Source organism: Streptacidiphilus albus JL83, from assembly GCF_000744705.1.
In the GTDB taxonomy this organism is placed as follows: Bacteria; Actinomycetota; Actinomycetes; order Streptomycetales; family Streptomycetaceae; genus Streptacidiphilus; species Streptacidiphilus albus.
The window spans coordinates 614,879-634,829 of the sequence record NZ_JQML01000001.1; the positions used below are offsets into that span (position 1 = coordinate 614,879).

Consider the following 19,951-nt stretch of genomic DNA (forward strand, 5'->3'; position numbering starts at 1 on the left):
TGGCGAGGGGGCGATCCGAATCACCCCGGGTTTGATGGAGACATCGAAGACCCGGAAGGATCCGATCGTGGCTGCTCCCCGTGAGTACCCCGACGAACAGCGTGAACATGCGACGCGTCTGGCGGTCGAGGCCCGCAAGGACCCGGTCGGCCAGGTGGGCGCGATCAAGCGCATCGCCGACCAGCTCGACGTTCACCCCGAGGCCCTGCGGGGGTGGGTCCCCAAGGCTGCAGAGATGCGTGAAGTTCCTGGGCCCGGACGCCGGCAGGCTGGACGGCGCTCCCGGCTGCCATTTCCACGGCCTCGTGCGCCGGCCGGCATGCCCCTGCCGCCAGGGGGCAGACCGTAGGTCTCGGGTGTCTGGCGGAGGGAGTGGTCGTGGGGAAGATGCTCGGCCGGGAGCCGGTGCTGTGGTTGGCGCTGGTGGAGATCGCGATCAAGTCGCTGTGCGCGATGGCGCTTCACCTGTCGCCGGATCAGCAGTCGGTGGTGAACGCCGTGGTCGTGGCTGCGGCTGGCGTGCTGGTGGCGGTGTCGACGCATGATGGTGTGTCGGGCGCGATCCTGGGCCTGGTCCAGGCAGTCATCGCCTTGGGTGTCGGGTTCGGGCTGCACTGGTCGGCTGATCAGCAGGCGATGGTGATGTCGCTGGCTTCGGCGGTCGTGTCTGCGTTCGTGCGGACTCAGGTGACGGCGCCGGTGTCGTCCACGTCGATGCCGCAGCCGGCAGTCGCGGCCAAGCTGGGGTAGACGCGGAAGAGGGGACTCCCAGGGGCGCTACGCGCTCCGCCCTCTTCGCACCCTGGCGCTATTCGGCCATTGCTTGGATTATGGGCTGTCAGTGCTCGCTCGGACGCGACCCGGCGTGCCCGGCTCGGACAGTTTCCCCCATGGGTGCGAATACACTTCGAACACCCAAAACGGGGATGTACTGATCGCGCCGAACAGTGGGGGGTACAGCTCAGCCCGAATCCACCGGCTGATCATTTCGGGGTTGCTCTCCTGCCCGTGGACAGTCGGCCGCTGAGGGCACGGGTTTGAGGGTGTGCGGCAGCCGCCGTGCGCGGGTCGCGGCCTGTCCAAGGGGTTGTGCGGTGTGGTGGCCGGTTGGTGGCGGTGTCGCCGGTGGCCGTCAGGCCGTCGCGGTGCGGGATCGGGTGGCGGTCAGGCCACCGGGCGCGGTGGTGGCGAGTGGACGGCCTCGAACAGGCCGGTGAAGGCATCGCGCCAGGGCCAGTGCTCGGGCAGGTGAACTGTCAGCTTCGTGCGGGCGGTGCGCGCGAGCCGGGCTGGGACATTCACCAGGTGGGCGCGCAGGGTGGCGGTGGTGGCCTTGGCGTGGAAGAGCGAGGTCAGCGCGCCGGCTGCCCGCAGCAGGTTGTGCGACATCGCCCACAGGGTCAGCCATGCGGCGTTGGCCTGGAAGTTCCCGGACGGCAGGTGGGCCAGCGGCCCGGACTTCCCGTCCGCGATGGCCTGTTCCACCACGGCGTGCTGCCGGTGGTGCAGTTCGGCCTGCAGTAGCGCGAAGGGGCTGTCGGTGAAGACGGGGTGGTAACGCCAAGCGGTGAACAACTCGCCCTGGCCCTGGGCGGCTTCGGCGTTCAGGCGGCGGACTCGGCGCACGATCAGCCGGGCGGTGACCTGCTCGGACTTCCTTCGGCCGGTGAAGGCGGTGTAGGGGATCTCGGCGACCTCGGCGTCGGAGACCATCTCGCCGGTGTCCGGGTCGACGAAGGCGTCGGGGTAGCGGATCACCGTCCACGCGTCTTGGGGGATGCGGCCGATCGCCCTGGCGATGGAGGAGTTCATGCCGGTGGTCAGGGAGAACCGGGCACCGGCCCGGCGGCAGGCCGCGACCACGTCGGCGGTGTAGAACTTGCTGTCCGCGCGCATCAGGCGTATCCCGTTCGCGCCTGCCTCCTTCGCGATGGCCAGGGCCTCGCCCACGAAGCTTTCGGCTCCGCGAACGTCGGCGGCCTTGCCGCGGCGCAGGCGGACCGCGCCGATTACGGGCCGGGCGATCGGGGTGGAGAAGGTGGCCAGGACTGGGTGCAGGGTGCGCTGGCCCTTGAGGCGGCCGACCTCGGCGCCCTGCTTGGCGTGGCCGTACACGCGGCGGTGGGTCGGGTCGATGTCGATGAACAGCAGCGTGCCGGCGCCGGGCAGCAGCGGGGTGCTGCGGGCCAGTGCGGCCAGGAAGTCGCGGTGCACGCGGTGGAGTTGACGGTTGTGGCCGTGGGTGAAGGAGCGCAGGAAAGTACCCAATGTGGAGGGCGCGCGGACCGAGGTGAAGGCGCGGTCCATCGCGCCGTGCCGCAGCCGCGCCGAGTCGTCGATGCTGTCCGCGCCCGCGCACATCGCGGCGAGCAGCGACATCACCTTGGCTGCCGGGTTGGCGCCGCCGCTGTTGTCGGCGCCCTCGATGCGGAGCACGGACGCGGCCAGCTGCCGCAGGCCGGCCCGCTCGGCCAGCCGGACCAGCGACAGCAGCCCGGCGTCGGCGATCAGGTTCGGCTCATCGAAGACGGCGGAAACCGCTGTGGCGGCATGGCAGGATTGCATCTCGCGGATGTTCTCTCGATCTGGCGACTTGGTTCTGTAGGAAGTCCCATCGTCCCAGGTCAGAGAGCATCCGCGTCGTTATGTCCAGGCCCCGGACAGGTCATTCATCGGTGGATTCGGGCTCAGGCTCCACAGCAGGCGGCGTGACCGTGGTAGCGGCAATTTGTGCGGGAAATTACGAGCTCGCGGTGCAGTCCGACGGAAATCTGGTGATTTACACCGCGGCCGGCAATGCAGCCTGGGCCAGCAAGTCCTACACCGGTCCGATCAACGGGGTCGGGTCGGTCCTCGTGATGCAGTCCGATGGCAACCTTGTCCTGTATCAGACGGTGGGTGACAACTTCGGTCGTGCCCTGTGGGCGACTGCCACCTACCCGGCCTATCAAGACTCCGACTTCGCCTGCTTCCAGACCGACGGCAACTTGGTCGTCTACGCCGGCCAAGAGACGCCTTACTCCGCCCCGAACCCGTGCTTCGGGCCGGCGCTGTGGGCGAGCGGCACCTGACCTGCCGCAATTGCGGTGGCTCGCCATCCCCGTCCTGCTGCCCCATGGCGACAGGACGGGGCTGCTCTGCGTTCCAGGCTGCTCGGCTCAGCGACTTCGCCGTCACCCGGGCACCTCGGTCGCGACCTTGACCTTGACCTTGACCTTGACGTGCGACTTCCTTGCCGTCCTCGTCCGTCGCGGCACATGGCTCGGCGCTGGGCGCGAGTGAGCATGAGGGTCTTCCAGGGTTGAGGTGTCGGCGGTGGGCTCTCCGTCGTGGATTCGCACCACAATCTCGCGGCCTGGGCCGATCCGCTCCCATTTGAACCAACAGGTACTGCCGAGACGTGTATCGAGTCGTGATCGCACGCGCCTTCGCCGTGCGGGATCCCGGCCGACGCCCAGCAGGGCTTGTGCTGGTAACCACACGAACGGGAGCACAGACATGCGCAGGATCAAGGCAGCCATGAGCGGGGCCGCAGTTCTCGTCACTGCGATAGCGGGCATCGGCGTTGCTGTGGCACCGGCCCAGGCAAGCAGCACCTACTGCCAGCTCCAGGGGGGAACCTACCTCTGCGCGGACGGCGTCACGACCACGACTCTCGGGAACGGGACGAAGGAGGAGTTCATCGTCGGGACCGACAACGCAGTGTGGACCAACTGGGACGACACCAACGGCAACTGGAACGGATGGGTGTCCATGGGTGGCGTGGTCGAGAGCCACATCTCCATCTACACCTTCGGGGACAACGACCCCGACCACTTCGCCATCGTAGCGACCGGCACTGACAACAACATCGCCTGGGACCGTCAGAGGTCCGACAGCGGCTCGTGGACGCCCTGGGCGTCGGCCTGCTTCATGATCCCGGATTTGAACGGCTGCGCCTAGCAGGACCAGGGGCTGGAGCGGGGCTCCAGCCCCGTTACTGCGACTCCCGGCTTCCAGGTCGACGGTCTCCCCGTGTTCGCCGCCCGACCCACCGATCCGAGACCACCACTGTCACCCGCTGAACCGGCATCCCGGCATCCCGACCCGTCCCGGCTATCATGCAATGCGCCGTTCGGGCAGCGCGGGAATGCGAGAGGTGCACGGATGGACCTGGAGCTTCGACATCTGCGGGTTCTCTGCGCCATCGCCGACACCGGGAGCGTCAGCCAGGGAGCGGCCCTGCTGGGCTACTCGCAGCCGACGATGAGCACTCAACTTCGGCGGATCGAGCAGCACTTCGGCGAGCCACTGTTCGAGCGCCACACCCGTGGAGTCGAGCCGACGCGGTACGGCGTCGGGGTTCTCGTGCAGGCACGAGACGTGCTGGCCCGCGTCGACGCGATCGGGCGGCGTCCCGCCGAGGAGGCCGCCGACCCGTGCCGGATCCTGCGCCTGGCCTCGACCAACTCTCCGGTGCTGCCCGGGATGGTCGCCCGGCTCCGGACCCGGATGCCGGATCTTGCGCTCAAGGTGAGCAGCGTCTACGCGACCTCGGACATCGTGGAACTGCTGGAGCAGGGCGAGTTGGACGTCGCGATAGCCGCTGACTATCCCGGGCTGGAGCTCCGGCACCCGGCCGGCGTGGTGCACCGCTGCATCGTCACCGAGCCGTCGTTCGTCGCGCTGCCGTTGAACCACCGGCTCCGGCACCGCCCCGAGGTCACGCTCGCCGACCTGGCGGACGACGCCTGGTTCATGACCCCCGATGACGGTGCCGGCTGGCCGGGGGTCTTCTACACGGCCTGCCAGGAGGCAGGCTTCACGCCTGCGGCGGTCCATGAATTCCTGGGCGACCGACTGCTGTTGCAGAGCATGATCGCGGACGGCCTCGGGGTCTCGGTCGTGCAGGCGACCCTCCGGCCGATCCACGGGGTGCTGGTGAAGGCACTGGTCGGCACTCCGCTCTGGTGCCGCTACCTGCTCGTCTGGCGGCGCGAGAGCCTGACCGGGGAGCTCGCGGAGACGCTGTTCAGTTCGGCGACCGCGTCCTACCGCGACCTCATCTCCCACGCCCCGCACTTCGCCGCCTGGGCGACGCAGACCTGAGGACCCTCGGGAGGCGCCAAGCCGCACGGGGGGAACGGGATCTGATGCTATGGCAGCCAAATCCAATATGCTATGTCACACCTCATTGCTCTTGTCATGGCGCGGTGAGACGGTGCCTCTCACGCCTCAGCACCACTCCGAGGCGCATCCGTCCATGAAGGAGTAGGGATGCGTCAGCGCTCCCCCATGCCCAGAACCAGGTCCGGGTCCCTGCCCAGGTTCCTGTCCGCCGTTGCCGCAGGCGCCGCACTCGCGGCCCTGGTCGCCACGCCCGCCATCGCGGCCCCCTCACCCCAGGCCCGCGCCGCCACCACCGTGGACGGCGTGCACACCTCCGCCCCGACCCCCCTGCGCTCGCTGCCACCCACCGGCGCCGGATTCGGCGCCGGCACCCAGGCCGCGCTGCAGGCGCACCCGCTCCCCGCCGCCCAACTCTCCCCGCACAGCCCACCCGCGCCGACCACCCCCGCACGGAACTACGGCGTCCACCCCGACTCCCCCGCACACCGGTCAAGCGGACACGCCATCAGCCCGGCCGCTGCCTCCTGCACCCCGGCCGACTTCGGCAGCCGCAGCGGCTCCGCCCTCGTCTCCTTCGTCGAGGCGTCCACCACCGACTGCGTCAACACCCTCTTCAGCCTGGACAACGCCGACGCCAACAGCGTCTTCCGCGAAGCCCAGATGGTCACCGTCGCCAACGCCTTCACCAGCATGTCCGCCGGCTACACCGGCGACGACTCCACCGGCATCTGGCAGTTGGTGCTGTTCCTGCGCGCCGGCTACTACATCCAGTACAACGACCCCACCGACGTCGGCAGTTACGACGCCACCCTGACCACCGCCGTCGAGAGCGGCATCGACGCCTTCACCGGGAGCCCGCACTTCACCGACGTCACCGACGCCAACGGCGAGATCGCAGGCGACGTGGTCATCCTCACCGACAGCGCCAACCTGCAGGCCCGCTACCTCAACCTCTACCAGCAGATCCTGAACGGCTACCAGAGCTCCTACGACTCCTCCTACTACATGGTGAACTTCGTCAACGACGTCTTCACCCCGCTCTTCCGCGGCCACCAGAACGACGACTTCGTCAACGCGGTCACCGCCGACCCGAGCATCATCACCACCCTGGACGACTTCGCGCTGAACCACGTCGCCCTGCTGGGCACCGACAACTCGTTCCTGGACTCCAACGCCGGAACGGAGTTGGCCCGCTTCGTGGAGCACCCCGCCCTGCAGGCCATGGTGCGCCCGCTGATGCTGGGCCTGCTGCAGGCCTCCTCCATCACCGGCCCGACCGCCCCGCTGTGGGTGGGCGTGGCCAACCTGGCGGACAGCGACGACCAGGCCGACTGCTCCTACTACGGCGTCTGCGACCTGGTCACCCAACTCACCAAGGCCGCCCTGCCGGTCAGCTACACCTGCGACGCCACCCACTCCATCCTCGCCGAGGCGCTCACCCCGGCCGACCTCAGCGCGGTCTGCGCCAGCCTGCAGGGCCAGGACCCGTACTTCCACAGCCTGGTGAAGGACAACGGCCCGATACCCGGCCAGTACGAGTCCAGCGACCAGATGGTCGTGTTCGCCAGCTCAGCCGACTACGAGACCTACGCCGGAGCGATCTACGGCGTGGACACCGACAACGGCGGCATCACCCTCACCGGTGACCCGACCGACCCCAGTAACCAGCCGATGTCGCTGACGTACCAGGAGCCCACGGACAACGGCTTCACCGCTCGGATCTGGAACCTCAACCACGAGTACACCCACGCCCTCGACGGCCGCTACGACATGCTGGGCGACTTCACCGCGGAGACCACCGTCCCCGACGTCTGGTGGATCGAGGGACTGGCAGAGTACGTCTCCTACAGCTATCGCAACGTCACCGACACCGAGGCGGTCACCGAGGCGGCGAACCACACCTACGCCCTGAGCACCATCTTCCAGAACACCTACGACAACAGCGACGAGACCCGCACCTACCCCTGGGGCTACCTCGCCGTGCGCTACATGTTCGAGAAGCACCCGTCGGTGATCGCGGCCATGCTCGCCGACTTCCGGGTCGGCAACTACACCGGCGGCTACGCGGTCTACAACTCGATCGGCACCGCCTACGACGCCGACTTCAACACCTGGCTCGACGCCTGCGCCGCCGGCGCCTGCAACGCCACCGGCACGCCGACCGGGACGCCGACGGCCGCCTTCAGCGCGACCGTCTCCGGTCTGACGGTCCAACTCACCGACCAGTCCACCGAATCCGGCAGCGGCAGCATCACCGCCCGGGCCTGGAACTTCGGCGACGGCACCACCTCCACCGCGGCCGACCCCAGCAAGACCTACACCTCCCCCGGCACCTACACCGTCAGCCTGACCGTCACCGACAGTAATGGTCAGACCTCCAGCACCAGCCAGTCCGTCACCGTGACCGGCAGCAGCACCACACCGTGCACCGACCCCGACACCCAGGTGATGGGCCAGAACTGCTCCCGCACCGGCCAGTCCGAGACCGTCGGCAATCTCGACTACCTGTACCTCTACCTCCCGGCCGGCACCTCGACCCTGCGCATCACCACGACCGGCGGCACCGGCAACGCCTACCTCTACTACGACCCGACCGTCTGGGCCACCAGCACCACCCACACGGCTGCCTCCACCAAGAGCGGCAACGTGCAGAGCATCACGGTCACCAACACCACGGCCGGCTACCGCTACATCAGCCTGTATGCCCACACCGCCTTCAGCGGAGTGACAGTGACCACGCAGTACTGACACTCCCGGCAGGGCGCGGAATCCCGGCCACGGTCCAGGTCACCACCCCAGACCCGGACCGTGGCCGGAGCCGTGTCACACCCGCAGGGCGGACCTCGCCACGATCTGCAGGTGTTGCCCGTGAAGCTGCCCGGCCTGACCGCGATGAGCCCCGACGCCCCGAAGCTCCTCAGTGACCTGGACGCGATCCGGGCGGACTGGGAGACGGCGACCGGGCGGATCGCCGCCCAGTTGTGAGATCCGACCGGCCGATCCGTGACCTGCCTGGCGCGCTCATCGGGAACAGCGTGAAGCCGATCCCGAGATGCCCTCGGTCAGCCTCGTCCGTGGGGCAGGATGGGGTGCCCTGGGTCCGCTCTTCCTCAAGGTTGCCGATGCTGTCGTTGGCCACGAACGTCGACAGCAGCAAAAAGGGCCGTGGGTGACGCCCCTCGTGACCGGCTCAGACGCACGGGTCGTACACGGTGTGACCTGCAGGGCAGTTCCCCTACTTGAGGCCGCGTGAGATGACCAGGCGCTGTATCTGGTTGGTGCCCTCGAAGATCTGCATGATCTTCGCCTCGCGCATGTAGCGCTCCACCGGGAAGTCGGTGGTGTAGCCGTAGCCGCCGAGTACCTGGACGGCGTCGGTGGTGACCTTCATCGCGGCGTCCGTGGCCACCAGCTTGGCGATGCTGGCCTGCTGGCCGAAGGGCCGGCCCGCGTCCCGGCGGCGGGCCGCGTCGAGGTAGGTCGCGCGGGCGGAGCCCACCGCCGCGGCCATGTCGGCGAGCAGGAAGCCCAGGCCCTGGTGGTCGACGAGCTTGCGGCCGAAGGTCGTCCGCTCGTTGGCGTACTCGACGGCCGCGTCGAGAGCGGCCTGGGCGAGCCCGGTGGCGCAGGCGGCGATCCCGAGCCGGCCGCTGTCCAGGGCGCTGAAGGCGATCTGGAGTCCCTGGCCCTCCTCGCCGATCAGCCGGTCGGCGTCGAGCACCGCGCCGTCCCAGGCGGCGGAGGTGGTGGGCACGGCCCGCAGCCCCATCTTCCGCTCGGGCTTGCCGAAGGACAGGCCTTCGGTGGCGCCGGGAGCGTAGAAGCAGGAGACGCCGCGGCTGCCGGGCCCGGTCCGGGCGAAGAGGCTGTAGAAGTCGGCCTTGCCGCCGTGGGTGATCCACGCCTTGTTCCCGGTGATCCGGTAACCGGCGTCCACCCGCTCCGCCTTGCAGGACAGCGCGGCCGCGTCGGAGCCGGCCTGCGGTTCGGACAGGCTGTACCCGCCGACCATCCGGCCGGCCAGCATGTCCGGCAGCCAGCGCGACTGCTGCTCCTCCGTGCCGAAGGCGTACAGCGGGTAGCAGGCCATGGTGTGGACGCTGGTGGCCACGGCGACGGCTGCCCAGCGGGCCGCGATCTCCTCCAGCACCTGCAGGTAGACCTCGTACGGCTGGCCCCCGCCGCCGAACTCCTCCGGGTACGCCAGCCCCAGCAGGTCGGCCTTGCCGAGGATGGCGAACAGGCCCTCGGGGTACGACTCGGCCTCCTCGTGCTGCTCGACCCGGGAGCCGAGCTCCCGGTCGGCGAGGTCGCGGGTCAGCGCTATCAGGTCCTCTGCCTCCTGGGTGGGCAGCAGGCGGTCGACGGCCATGACGGCTCCAAACGGTACTAAGTCAGGTACTCCAGTACCGCATAGGGTAGCGCAGAGAGGCAAGGGCAATAATGGGCGAGTGATCGCTACCCCAGCTCCCGACAGCCCGAAGATGACGGGGCGTGGCGCAGCCCGCCGGTCCGAACTGTTCGAGGAGCTGGTGGCCCTCCTGGTGGACGACGGCTTCGCCCAGCTGACCATGGACGATCTCGCCGCGCGGCTGCACTGCTCCAAGCGCACCCTGTACGGGCTCGCCGGCAGCAAGGAGCAGCTCGTCCGGGCAGCCGTGGTGCACTTCTTCCGGCGCGCGACCACCCGGGTCGAGGCCGCGCTGACGGCCGAGACCGAGCCGACCGCGCGGCTGGCCGCCTATCTCCGGGCGGTCGCCGCGGAGCTCGCACCGGTGTCACCGCAGTTCTTCGACGACGTGGCCGCCTTCGAACCGGCGGCCGAGGTCTACGAACGGAACACCCGTGCGGCGGCGGACCGGGTGCAGCAGCTGATCAACGAGGGCGTGGCGGCGGGCGGCTTCCGCAAGGTGCACGTCGCCTTCGCGGCGGACGTCATCACCTCGGTGATGGTGCGGATCCAGCAGCGCCAGGTGGCGGCGACCACCGGCCTGGCCGACGCCGAGGCCTACGAGCACCTCGCCGAGCTGCTGCTGCACGGCCTGGCCCACTGAGACCGGGGCCGCGCGCCTCCCTGGTCCCGCGTCGGGGACCGGGGCCGCGCGCCGGGTCGGCTCAGCGCGCCCAGTCGGGGACCCAGACGTCGTCGCCGGCCGTCGCCCGGTACCCGGCCCGGAGGAAGTCGAGGAAGTCGGCGAGGACGGGGTGCGGGTTGTCCGCCCGCCAGACCACGGAGAGCGGGTAGACCGGGGTCGGGTCGACGACGGGGATCCGGCGGAGGTCGTAGCGCTCCGGCCACAGGTAGCGCGAGCCCTCGCCGACGAAGGTGGCGAGCCGGGCCGAGCCGGCGATCTCCTCGAGCAGCGCCTCGGCGCCGAAGCTCGGCCCGATCGTGTCGATGGTGAGTCCGAACGCCTCGGCCAGGTCGCGGTAGTAGCCGAGCGGCTCCGCGGGCATGCCGGGCATCCAGATGGGGTGGTCGGCGAGCTCGGCCGGCGACACGGACTTGGCGTTGGCCAACGGGTGCTGCGATCCGACCAGCACCTCGTGCCGGTCGTCGATGACCCGCGCCGCCCGAAGCCCGCTCGGGACCTCCCGGGCCGTGTCCCGGAGCGACCGAAAGGTGGCGTCGATGGTGCCGGCGGCGACCTCGGCCAGCGCCGACTCCGCCTCGGCGTAGGTCAGGGTGACGACGTCGAGCTCGATCTCCGGGCGTTGCTGGTAGAAGGCGTGGAGCAGGTTGGAGGGCGCGATCCTGCGGCTGACGACGTCGATCCGCAGGGCTCTGCGTCCCGGAGTCACGGCAGCCCTGGCGCGTTCGGCGGCGCGGAGGAGTTCGCGGGCGTGCGGCAGCAGCGCCTGCCCGTCGATGGTGAGCCGGACGCCCCTGGCGGTCCGGGTGAACAGGCGCACGCCGAGCTCCCGCTCCAGGGTGGCCACCCGCTTCGAGACGGCCTGCTGGGTCACCCCCAGATCGTCGGCGGCGGCCTGGAACTGACCGCCCTCGGCAACGGCGACGAAGGTGCCCACGGCATCGAGATCCACGTCGCCCATCCTAGTCACACAACCAGTGGTTGTATTTTCTCGGCGCGGCGGTTGTTTGCTCCGCCGGTCAGGTCCTTGCTTTGCTGTCGTCGGTCGGCGTGCGGTGGTGCAGGGCGAGAGGGCGGGGCAGGCGACATGATGGGTCGACGGTCGTTGGGGCGGCAGTTCGGCTGGCTCTGGACGGCGTACGCGGTCAGCTCGTACGGCACCTGGCTCGCCTTCGACGCGTTCTCACTGGTCGCGATCCTGGTACTGCATGCCGGGGCGATCGAGGTGTCGGTGCTGTCGGCCGCCGGGCTGGCGGTGGGCGCGGTGGTGGCGGTGCCGCTCGGGCCCTGGGTGGAGTTCCGCCGGAAGCGGCCGGTGATGGTCGCCATGGACCTGGTCCGGTTCGTGGCACTGATGAGCGTCCCGGCGGCGTTCGTCCTCGGCCGGCTCAGCTTCGCCCAACTCCTGGTGGTATCGGTCCTCGTCGCCGCCGCCGACATCACCTTCACCGCAGCCAGTGGCGCGTGCCTCAAATCGCTGGTGCGCCCGGAGGACATGCTCGTCGCGAGCGGCCGGTTCGAGTCCACCACCTGGAGCGCCGCGATGGTCGGGCCGCCGCTCGGCGGCATCGCGGTCGGGGTCTTCGGCCCGGTGGTCACGGTGACGGCCGACGCGGTCAGCTACCTGTTCTCGGCGCTCGGCATCCGCGCGATCGGCGGCAGCGAGCCGCAGCCCGAGCGTTCCGACAGGCCACGGCTGCGGGCCGGCGACCTGTTCGAAGGGTGGCGGTACATCCTGTCCCACTCCTCGCTGCGCCCGCTGTTCTTCAACGTGATCCTGGTCAACGGCCTGATCATGGCGACCGCGCCCCTGCTCGCCGTCCTGATGCTCGGCCGCCTCGGCTTCGCCCCCTGGCAGTACGGCCTCGCCTTCGCGGTCCCCTGCGTCGGCGGTCTGATCGGCTCACGGCTGGCCCCTCGCCTCGTCACCCGGTACGGACGGCAGAAGGTGCTGTTCACCAGCGGAGGCCTGCGCGGCTGCTGGTCGCTCGGGCTGGCCTTCGTCGGCCCCGGCGCCGCCGGGCTGGTGCTGGTCATGGCCGTCGAGCTCGGGCTCATCGCCTGCTGCAGCGTGTTCAACCCGGTGCTCGCCGCCTACCGGCTCAACCAGCTCCCGGCCGACCGGATCACCCGCGCCCTGTCCGCGTGGTCGGTCACCACCAAGGCCGGCACGGCGGCGATGACCGCCCTGTGGGGCCTGCTGGCCGGCCTCACCGGCCCCCGGACCGCGATCGCGATCGCCGGCCTGCTCATCCTGGCCACCCCGGTGCTGCTCCCCCGCCGCGACCGGGCAGCCGCGCCCGAGCCGGAACCGGCCCTGAACCGGGCGTGAGCCGCCAGGGCGGTCGCGGTCACCGTCGGTCCTCCGCCGATGGATGAGTCCGCCCTCCACCGGTAGACAAGTAGACAAATATCCAGGCGGGCGGTCAGCCGGTGGCGTGGTGGGCCCGGTGGGCGGCGACGCGGACGCGGGTGGCGCAGCGTGGGGTGCAGAAGCGCTGCGGGCTGCGGCGGCCGGTGTCGACGAAGAAGTGGTCGCAGTCCGCAGCGGCGCAGCGGCCCCAGGCGCAGAGCGGGCCGCCATGGCGCTGCAGCAGCGCCTGGAGGACGGCAGCACCGGCCTCCGGGTCGTCCTGGACGGTGTTCGCCAGTTCGACGTCCTGCGGCGGGTCCGCTCCGCCCAGCGTGGGCGGCCCGCCGATGCGTGATCGATGGGCCGCCCTCGGGGACTGCGGCGGGGATCAGCCGGTGGCACCGCACTGGTAGAGCTGCTGCGCGCCTGCTGCCGCACCGGCCGTCGTGCCGGTGCCCGCGCTGTAGGCGGAGGCCGGAACGGCGGTGCAGGCGGAGCGGACCCAGTCGGTGACCTTGGCCGACGGGGCGGACGAGCCGCCCGCGCCGCCGAAGCCGGCGAAGCCGCCGAACCCGGAGGAGCCGGCGGTCCTGCCACCGGTGCTGCCGCTGAGCAGCACGTAGTGCAACTGGCCGGCGGCGACGTCCCGCTGGACCTGGGCCAGGGTGGGCGACGGCACCTCGCCGGTGAAGCCGCCCATCGGCAGCACGTCCGCGCCCTCCGCCATGATGTACGGCGAGGCCGTGCTCCAACTGGTGGTCGCGAAGACGTACTTCGCGCCGTCACGGTGTGTCTCGGTGTAGCTGAGCAGGGCCTTCTGCTGAGCCGTCAGCGTCGATCCGCCGCCACCGAACATGGCGCCCATCCCGGCGCCCATCCCGGCGCCGCCCGCGCCGCCGAACCCGGCTGCGCCGCCCGCGCTCCCGCCGACTCGATGCGCGGCCCCCGCGACCGCAGTGGCACCCCGGCCGCCGCCGAGGCTGGAGGCCGGACCCACCGTGCCCATGGCGTTGTGCCCGTACTGCGACTCGAAGGCGGACGAGGCCCATGCGGCAGGTGCGATCAGCATCGCCGCGAGCCCGGCGACCAGCCCCGCCAGCGCCACCCGACGTCCGGTGGCGCGTCCGCCCGGTCGGCTCAGCGCCAGCAGCACCAGGGCGACCACGCCGAGGCCCAGCACCACCGGGCCCAGCCAGGACAGGAAGGTCGGGTAGTCCCAGGCGATCACCGCGCCCCAGCCGGCCGTCGCGGCGACGGCTGCGGGCAGCGCCCAGGCACGGCGTCCGCCGGCGCGGAAGGCCCGCCAGAACTGGGTGACCCCGGCTCCCGTCAGCGCGGCGAGCGGGACCGCGACCACGCCCATGTAGTAGGTGTGACCGGCGACGCTGCCCGCGCTGAAGACCAGGAAGTACATGGCCAGCCAGACACTCCAGAGCAGGTAGCCGGCCCGCACCGGATCGGTGCGGGGTCGGCGCCGCCGCCAGATCAGGCCGAGGACGGCGGCGATGGCGGCGATCGGATAGAGCCAGCCGACCTGCGAGGCAAGGGTGGAGCCGAACATCTTGCCCCAGCCGTTCTGGCCGCTCATGCCGCCGCCGGCACCGCCCCTGGCGCCTGTGGCATGACCACCGGCCCAGCCACCGCCCCCACCGGAGCCGCGCCCGCCGAAGGCACCGCCCGCGCCCGCGCCCGCTCCGGTGCCGGTGCCGGTGCCGGTGCCGGTGCCGGTGCCGGTGCCGGTGCCGGTGCCGGTGCCGGAGGCTGCGCCGTAACCCCCGCTGTGGTCTCCGAAACCGCCGCTGTGGCCGCCGCTGTGGCCGCCGCCGTGCGCGGCGCCGCCCCCGGTGGTCGTCGTCACGCTGCCGGTGTCGGCCGCGCTGATCCCGAGCGAGGAGAAGCGGTTCAGGAAGTTGTAGCCCACGACCATGCTGAAGGCCGAGTTGTTGGTGGTGCCGTCGACGTACGGCCGGTCCTTGGCCGGGGTGAGGGTGACCACCAGCATCCAGGAGGCGGAGACCGCCACCGCGACCGCTCCGGCGACCGTGAGGTGGATCAGTCGGCGGCGCAGCGCGGTGGGCGCGGAGACCAGGTAGACCAGGCCCAGCGCGGGCAGCACCGCCCACGCCTCCAGCATCTTGGTCTGGAAGGCCAGCCCGACCCAGACACCGGCCATCACCAGCGGGCGCAGCCGCGCGTTCTGCGCGGCCCGCTGGGTCGCGTCCGCCGCCAGCAGGAGCAGCAGCGTGAACGCCGCGTCCTCGACCGCGCTGCGGAACAGCCCGGCCACGACCGGGGTGGCGGTGAAGGCCGCCGCCGCGATCAGTGCCGCATTGGCGCCGGCCCAGCGGCGCACCACCCGGTAGAGCACCAGGACGCTGAGCACGCCCTCGATCACCTGCGGCAGCGTCAGCGCCCAGGCGTGGAAGCCGAAGAGTCTCGCGGAGAGCGCCTGCGGCCACAGGAAGCCGGGGATCTTGTCCAGGGTGATGCTGTTGGCGGGGTCGAAGGAGCCGAAGAGGAACGCCTTCCAGCTCATCGACATGCTGCGGACGGCGTCGGAGTAGAAGGAGTGGTACTGGCTCTGGCCGATCCCCCAGGTGAAGAGCGCTGCGGCGGCCGCCGCGATCACCAGCAGGACAGGCCGGGCGTATCCAGGTTGGTCCGCCGGAGAACGCCACGGTGCCCGGCGGGTCCCGGCAGGGGTGGCGGTCGGGGGTGCCGATGCCGCAGGAGGTGCTGTCGTAGCCATGGGTACAAGCCTTAGCGACCCGGGCGGCGCGACAGGCCCCAGATCGGCCGAATCCGCCTAATTCTCAGGGAACAACAGATACTTTCTCAGACAACTCGGACCTCCTGTTCTTCCAGGTTTTACATTGGCCACGGGCTCTCCACGGGACTGCCACAAGCACACACAGAACGATAAGTCACCTTTGTCCTGACATAAGGGATGTATCGTGATCAGCCGCTCACCCCCGACGCAGTGCGGCACGACCGGCATAGCGTGCCGAGTCGCCCAGCTCCTCTTCGATCCGGATGAGCTGGTTGTACTTTGCAGTGCGGTCGGAACGGGAGAGCGAGCCGGTCTTGATCTGACCGCAGCCGGTCGCCACCGCCAGATCCGCGATGGTGGTGTCCTCCGTCTCGCCCGAGCGGTGCGACATGACGGCCGTCCATCCCGCCCGGTGGGCCGTGGCCACTGCGGCCAGCGCCTCGGTCAGGGTCCCGATCTGGTTAACCTTGACCAGGACCGAGTTGCCGACACCGGTGCGGATGCCCTCTCGCAGCAGCGTCTCGTTGGTGCAGAACACGTCGTCGCCGGTGAGCTGGCAGCGGTCGCCCACCCGGGCGGTCAGCTCGCGCCAGCCGTCCGGGTCGTTCTCCGCCATCGGGTCCTCGATGGAGACGATCGGGTAGGCGTCGATCAGCCCGGCGAGGTAGTCGACGTTCTCGGAGGGAGTACGGCGCACCCCCTCGCCCGCGTAGTCGTACACCCCGTCGCGGAAGAACTCCGACGACGCCGGGTCCATGATCAGGCCGATGTCCGTGCCGGGGCGGTAGCCGGTGCGCTCGACGGCGTTCATCACGAAGTCGAGCGCCTCCTCCGCAGTACGCAGCGCGGGCGCGAAGCCGCCCTCGTCGCCGACGCCGGTGGAGTGCCCGGCGGCCAGCAGATCGCGGCGCAGGGTGTGGAAGACCTCGCTGCCCATGCGGACGGCGTCGGCGAAGCTGTCCGCGCCCACCGGCGCGATCATGAACTCCTGGAAGTCCAGCGGGTTGTCGGCGTGGGCGCCGCCGTTGATGATGTTCATCATCGGCAGCGGCAGGAGGCGGGCGTCGGCGCCGCCGAGGTAGCGGTAGAGGGGCTGACGGTGGGCCGCCGCAGCGGCCTTGGCGGCGGCGAGGGAGACGCCGAGGATCGCGTTGGCACCGAGCCGGGACTTGGCGGCGGTGCCGTCGAGGGCGACCAGCACGGCGTCGAGGCCCGCCTGGTCCACCGCGTCCCGGCCGCGCACGGACGCCGCGATCTCCCCGTTGACGTGGGCCACCGCCCGGTCGACGCCCTTGCCGTGCCAGCGCGCGGGGTCCCCGTCGCGCAGTTCCACGGCCTCCCGGGCACCGGTGGAGGCGCCGGAGGGGACCGCCGCGCGCCCCAGGGACCCGTCTGCCAGGACCACGTCGACCTCGACTGTGGGGTTGCCCCGGCTGTCGATGATCCGGCGGGCGGTGACGGATTCGATGGCACTGATGACGGTTCCGGCTGCCTTGACGGGCATGGGAGTTCCTTCCTGCTGTCGTATGCCGCGGCCCCGGCTGCGACGACGCTGGCGCTGGGCCCGACAACGCCAGACAATACAGCAATGCTGCTCAGTTCTGCTGTGCAGTTCTGCTGTACAGTTCTGCTGCTCAGTTCTGCTGTGCAGGTCAAGTGCACAGCAATGCTGGCCAACGGGGTAAAGTGCCCTATGCCCACTCCGGAAGCCGCCGTCATCGCCGCCGAACTGCGCACCGCGATGGGCAGGCTCACCCGACGCGTCAAGGACGAGGACAGCATTCCGCTGGGCCAGGCCGCCGTACTCGGCGCGCTCGACCGCAGCGGCGCCATGACCACCAGCGACCTCGCGGCCGATCAGCGCGTGCGCCCCCAGTCGATGGCCCGGGCGGTGGGGCTGCTCATGGAGCAGAACCTGATCACCCGGCGGGCGCATCCCACCGACGGCCGCAAGTCGCTGGTCGAGTTGTCGGACGCGGGCCGGGACGCGCTCGAAGCGGAGCGCGGCCGCAGGGCCGGTTGGCTCGCGCAGGCCATCGAGGCCGAACTCACGGACGAGGAGCGGGCATTGCTGGCACGGACCGCAACCCTGCTGGAGCGGCTCGCCACCCGCTGAGACAGCGGCGCCGCAGCCGTGTCGATCGGCTGCGGCGCCGCTGTCGGTCGTCGGATCTCAGGTGCTCCGAACGCGTACCGGGATCAGCCGGTGCAGGACCCGAAGCTCAGGTTGGTCTCGGCGACGTAGATGCTGGTGCCGCCGGCGGTGTCGGTGGTGAGCGGCACGGTGACCGTGTCGGGAGCGGTCCACGGGAAGCCGCCGACGTCGAAGGTCCAGTTGCCGGTGACCTGGGTCGCCAGTTCCGACAGCGCGACCCATCCGTACTGGCCGACCGGGATCGGCATGGTCACCGTGTTGCCCAGCGTCTGGCTGACGCTGTTGGTGAAAGAGCCGGAGACAGAGGTGGTGATCTTGCCTTCGAGGGTGAGGGTGTTCTGGAAGCTGGGCGCGGGAGCGGCGCCGCCGCTGACCCCGACCTGTGAGGCGTTGGTGTCGTCGAACTCCGTGCCCAGGGTGCCGCCGATGGTGTCCGACCAGCCGGTGGTGTTGTTGAGCTGGAAGGCGTAGGTCACCGGCGCCGAGGTGTTGTTGTACCAGACCGGCGAGACGCACTGCAGCGGCAGTGGAGCGGCCGGGCTCTGGCTTCCGGTGGTCCACGAGCAGGTCGACGCGGTGCTCACGCAGACGGAGGCGGCATGGTCGAGGGCCAGGCTCGTCGCCGCCTGGTCGGCACTGGCGGGAAGCGTCCACTGCTGGGCCGCGCTGCCGTTGCAGCCGTAGCTGTCGGTCCAGGCGTCGGGGTACCAGGCGCCCAGCAGCAGGTCCAGGCAGTTGTCCGTGCCCTCCTGGCGGATCATGAAGGCCGTCGACGATCCGCTGACCGGCTGGAAGTACCAGCTCTCGGTCGAGCGCCCGTCACAGGACTGCTGACGCAGCGGCAGGCCGGCGTCGATGCACAGCCCGGTGCCGTCGTTGACGAGGGGGAAGGATCCGTCGGTGGCCAGGGTGCCGACGGTCCACGACTCGTCGTAGCCGGGCGTCGGATTGGTGACGATGATGGAGCCGGCCGACGTGGTGCCGTTCTGGTCGTCCAGGCTGTAGCCGTTGCTGACCGAGGTGATGCCCACTCCGCTGAGGGCGGTGATGCCGCCGGACGGCGTGGCCGCGACGGCGGGACCGGCGGTGAACCCGACCGCGATGCAGCACGCGGCCACGATCGCGACCAGGATCCTCCTGAAGAACACCGCGGGACTCGCAGTGGTGGTTGCCATGAGTGCGTTCCTTTCGGTACGGATGGTGCGAACTGCCGCTCTGCGTCAGGCCTTGGTGGCCTGTCCCGTGCCGTCGCTCTTGGCGAAGGCCTGCTGCAGCCGCGGCAGCAGGTTGGCCAGGTCCTGGTCCCAGCACCCGGCGTCATGACCGCCGTCGCAGCCCCAGGTGGAACCGTTGCCGTAGTCCTCGAAGTACGGCGTGTTGCCGGCCGCGACCAGGGCGGAGTCGAGGTGCTGGGCCGCGCTCTCCAGCCAGAACTCCGCACTGGTGGGATTGCCGCCGCCGTTGCCGGTGTAGATGGAGACGTTCGTTCCGGCGAGAGCGGCAGCGTTCTCGACCGGGTCGGCCGCGTTCCAGAGGGAGTCGTTGTACGGCGGGGTCCAGGAGATGGGGTACGGCGAGCCGAAGATCGCGTCGCTGGTGACCGCCGGTGTGTAGGCGTCGCCCGGCGCGCGACAGGCGCTCCAGTAGGTGCTGCCGGCGGGGTTCGAGCCGCTGGCGGCGCTCGCGTCGTCGATGACCCCGGTCGCGTCGGTGAGCGAGGCGACGACGGCCAGGCGCAGGTCCATGGCGTCCTCGCCCATGTCGACGTCGCCGGAGAGGCTCGCCACCTGGCTGAAGGTGCCCGGGTAGTCCTGGGCCAGGTGCAGGGCGCCGAAGCCGCCCATGGAGATGCCGGCGATGGCGCGGTCGGCCTTGTCCGGGAGGGTGCGCAGGTTGGCGTCGATGAAGGGGACCACCTGGTCGACCTCGAAGCTCGCCCAGTCCTGGGCGCCGGCCGCGGTGGTCTGGTTCGCCCAGTTGGAGTACCAGCCGCGCGCGCCGCCGTCCGGCATGACGATGATCATCCCCGAGTCGTGCGCCAGCGCGTTGAGCTTCGGGAAGTAGGCGGGCGCGAAGTAGTCGCAGGGGTCGCCCGGGGAGCCGTTCAGCAGGTACAGGACCGGATAGTGCGCGGTCGGGTCGCTGTAGTAGCCGGAGGGCAGGACGATCCGGATGTGGTGTCCGACCGTGCCGGTGTCGTTGGCGACGTCGGGCGTCGTCACGGTGACGGTGAAGTCGGTGGCGGTGGCGGCCGGTATGTACGGATTGTTCTGCAGCGACGGGTCGTTGACCTGAGTCAGCCCGAAGCCGTTGGTCAGCGTCGGCGGGCCGGACGGGTCCGACGCGTCCGCGTGGGCGGCCGGTGCGGCGATCGCCATCGCGGCGATCATTCCGACGGTGGCTACGACCGCTTTCGCTCGGGAGCGCCAGGCGGTCAGCGTTGGTTTCATCGTGAGTCCTCAGTCCTTGGT

The 19,951-nt window shown here is 70.4% G+C and carries 17 protein-coding genes; 9 read left to right on the top strand and 8 right to left on the bottom strand.

What is annotated here, in order from left to right; all coding sequences use genetic code 11:
• Nucleotides 1–378 precede the first annotated feature (378 nt).
• Entirely contained in the window at nucleotides 379–750 is a 372-nt protein-coding gene (locus BS75_RS02875; protein ID WP_152646283.1) for a hypothetical protein, read from the top strand.
• 414 nt (nucleotides 751–1,164) lie between these two features.
• Here the strand turns inward: BS75_RS02875 and BS75_RS02880 are convergent, their stop codons facing one another.
• Nucleotides 1,165–2,565, bottom strand: coding sequence for an IS1380 family transposase (locus BS75_RS02880; protein ID WP_034086771.1), 1,401 nt, complete (start codon nucleotides 2,563–2,565; stop codon nucleotides 1,165–1,167).
• A gap of 143 nt (nucleotides 2,566–2,708) precedes the next feature.
• Between BS75_RS02880 and BS75_RS02885 the strand changes: the two genes are divergently transcribed.
• The 5 genes from BS75_RS02885 to BS75_RS51290 all read left to right on the top strand — a co-directional run bounded on the left by BS75_RS02885 (nucleotide 2,709) and on the right by BS75_RS51290 (nucleotide 8,094).
• On the top strand, nucleotides 2,709–3,071 hold the full coding sequence (locus tag BS75_RS02885) for a hypothetical protein (protein ID WP_082014055.1): 363 nt from the start codon (nucleotides 2,709–2,711) through the stop codon (nucleotides 3,069–3,071).
• 427 nt (nucleotides 3,072–3,498) lie between these two features.
• Nucleotides 3,499–3,942 carry a hypothetical protein gene (locus BS75_RS02890; protein WP_042439873.1) on the top strand — a complete coding sequence of 148 codons (444 nt, stop codon included), beginning with the start codon at nucleotides 3,499–3,501 and terminating at the stop codon, nucleotides 3,940–3,942.
• Between the two features lie 204 nt (nucleotides 3,943–4,146).
• Nucleotides 4,147–5,088 carry a LysR family transcriptional regulator gene (locus BS75_RS02895; protein ID WP_034087076.1) on the top strand — a complete coding sequence of 314 codons (942 nt, stop codon included), beginning with the start codon at nucleotides 4,147–4,149 and terminating at the stop codon, nucleotides 5,086–5,088.
• Nucleotides 5,089–5,274: 186 nt separating this feature from the next.
• Nucleotides 5,275–7,857 (top strand): collagenase, encoded by a 2,583-nt coding sequence (locus BS75_RS02900; RefSeq protein ID WP_042439872.1) that lies wholly within the window; start codon nucleotides 5,275–5,277, stop codon nucleotides 7,855–7,857.
• A gap of 111 nt (nucleotides 7,858–7,968) precedes the next feature.
• A complete protein-coding gene (locus BS75_RS51290; RefSeq protein ID WP_267970535.1) occupies nucleotides 7,969–8,094 on the top strand; it encodes a hypothetical protein in 126 nt (41 codons plus the stop codon).
• Nucleotides 8,095–8,344: 250 nt separating this feature from the next.
• On the opposite strand, the gene BS75_RS02905 is transcribed toward BS75_RS51290, so the two are convergent.
• The gene (locus BS75_RS02905) at nucleotides 8,345–9,481 is read right to left on the bottom strand and encodes an acyl-CoA dehydrogenase family protein (protein ID WP_034087077.1); all 1,137 of its coding nucleotides are present in this window, start codon (nucleotides 9,479–9,481) and stop codon (nucleotides 8,345–8,347) included.
• Nucleotides 9,482–9,560: 79 nt separating this feature from the next.
• Between BS75_RS02905 and BS75_RS02910 the strand changes: the two genes are divergently transcribed.
• Nucleotides 9,561–10,163 carry a TetR/AcrR family transcriptional regulator gene (locus BS75_RS02910; RefSeq protein WP_197091887.1) on the top strand — a complete coding sequence of 201 codons (603 nt, stop codon included), beginning with the start codon at nucleotides 9,561–9,563 and terminating at the stop codon, nucleotides 10,161–10,163.
• 61 nt (nucleotides 10,164–10,224) lie between these two features.
• On the opposite strand, the gene BS75_RS02915 is transcribed toward BS75_RS02910, so the two are convergent.
• On the bottom strand, nucleotides 10,225–11,163 hold the full coding sequence (locus tag BS75_RS02915; RefSeq protein WP_331281397.1) for a LysR family transcriptional regulator: 939 nt from the start codon (nucleotides 11,161–11,163) through the stop codon (nucleotides 10,225–10,227).
• A 126-nt stretch (nucleotides 11,164–11,289) separates the two neighbouring features.
• Between BS75_RS02915 and BS75_RS02920 the strand changes: the two genes are divergently transcribed.
• A complete protein-coding gene (locus tag BS75_RS02920; RefSeq protein ID WP_034087079.1) occupies nucleotides 11,290–12,534 on the top strand; it encodes an MFS transporter in 1,245 nt (414 codons plus the stop codon).
• A 94-nt stretch (nucleotides 12,535–12,628) separates the two neighbouring features.
• Here BS75_RS02920 and BS75_RS51845 read toward each other — a convergent pair whose 3' ends face one another.
• From BS75_RS51845 to eno, 3 genes are all read right to left on the bottom strand, one after another.
• Nucleotides 12,629–12,904 (bottom strand): CGNR zinc finger domain-containing protein, encoded by a 276-nt coding sequence (locus tag BS75_RS51845; protein WP_081983189.1) that lies wholly within the window; start codon nucleotides 12,902–12,904, stop codon nucleotides 12,629–12,631.
• Between the two features lie 39 nt (nucleotides 12,905–12,943).
• A complete protein-coding gene (locus tag BS75_RS51295; RefSeq protein ID WP_267970533.1) occupies nucleotides 12,944–15,184 on the bottom strand; it encodes a glycosyltransferase family 39 protein in 2,241 nt (746 codons plus the stop codon).
• Between the two features lie 337 nt (nucleotides 15,185–15,521).
• Entirely contained in the window at nucleotides 15,522–16,829 is a 1,308-nt protein-coding gene (gene eno, locus BS75_RS02930; RefSeq protein ID WP_034087080.1) for a phosphopyruvate hydratase, read from the bottom strand.
• A gap of 189 nt (nucleotides 16,830–17,018) precedes the next feature.
• Between eno and BS75_RS02935 the strand changes: the two genes are divergently transcribed.
• On the top strand, nucleotides 17,019–17,441 hold the full coding sequence (locus BS75_RS02935) for a MarR family winged helix-turn-helix transcriptional regulator (RefSeq protein WP_034087081.1): 423 nt from the start codon (nucleotides 17,019–17,021) through the stop codon (nucleotides 17,439–17,441).
• Nucleotides 17,442–17,524: 83 nt separating this feature from the next.
• On the opposite strand, the gene BS75_RS02940 is transcribed toward BS75_RS02935, so the two are convergent.
• Together BS75_RS02940 and BS75_RS02945 are read right to left on the bottom strand one after the other, a co-directional pair.
• A complete protein-coding gene (locus BS75_RS02940; protein WP_034087082.1) occupies nucleotides 17,525–18,655 on the bottom strand; it encodes an RICIN domain-containing protein in 1,131 nt (376 codons plus the stop codon).
• Between the two features lie 45 nt (nucleotides 18,656–18,700).
• Complete coding sequence (locus BS75_RS02945) at nucleotides 18,701–19,930, bottom strand: alpha/beta hydrolase (RefSeq protein WP_042439871.1); 1,230 nt, start codon at nucleotides 19,928–19,930, stop codon at nucleotides 18,701–18,703.
• Nucleotides 19,931–19,951: the final 21 nt, after the last annotated feature.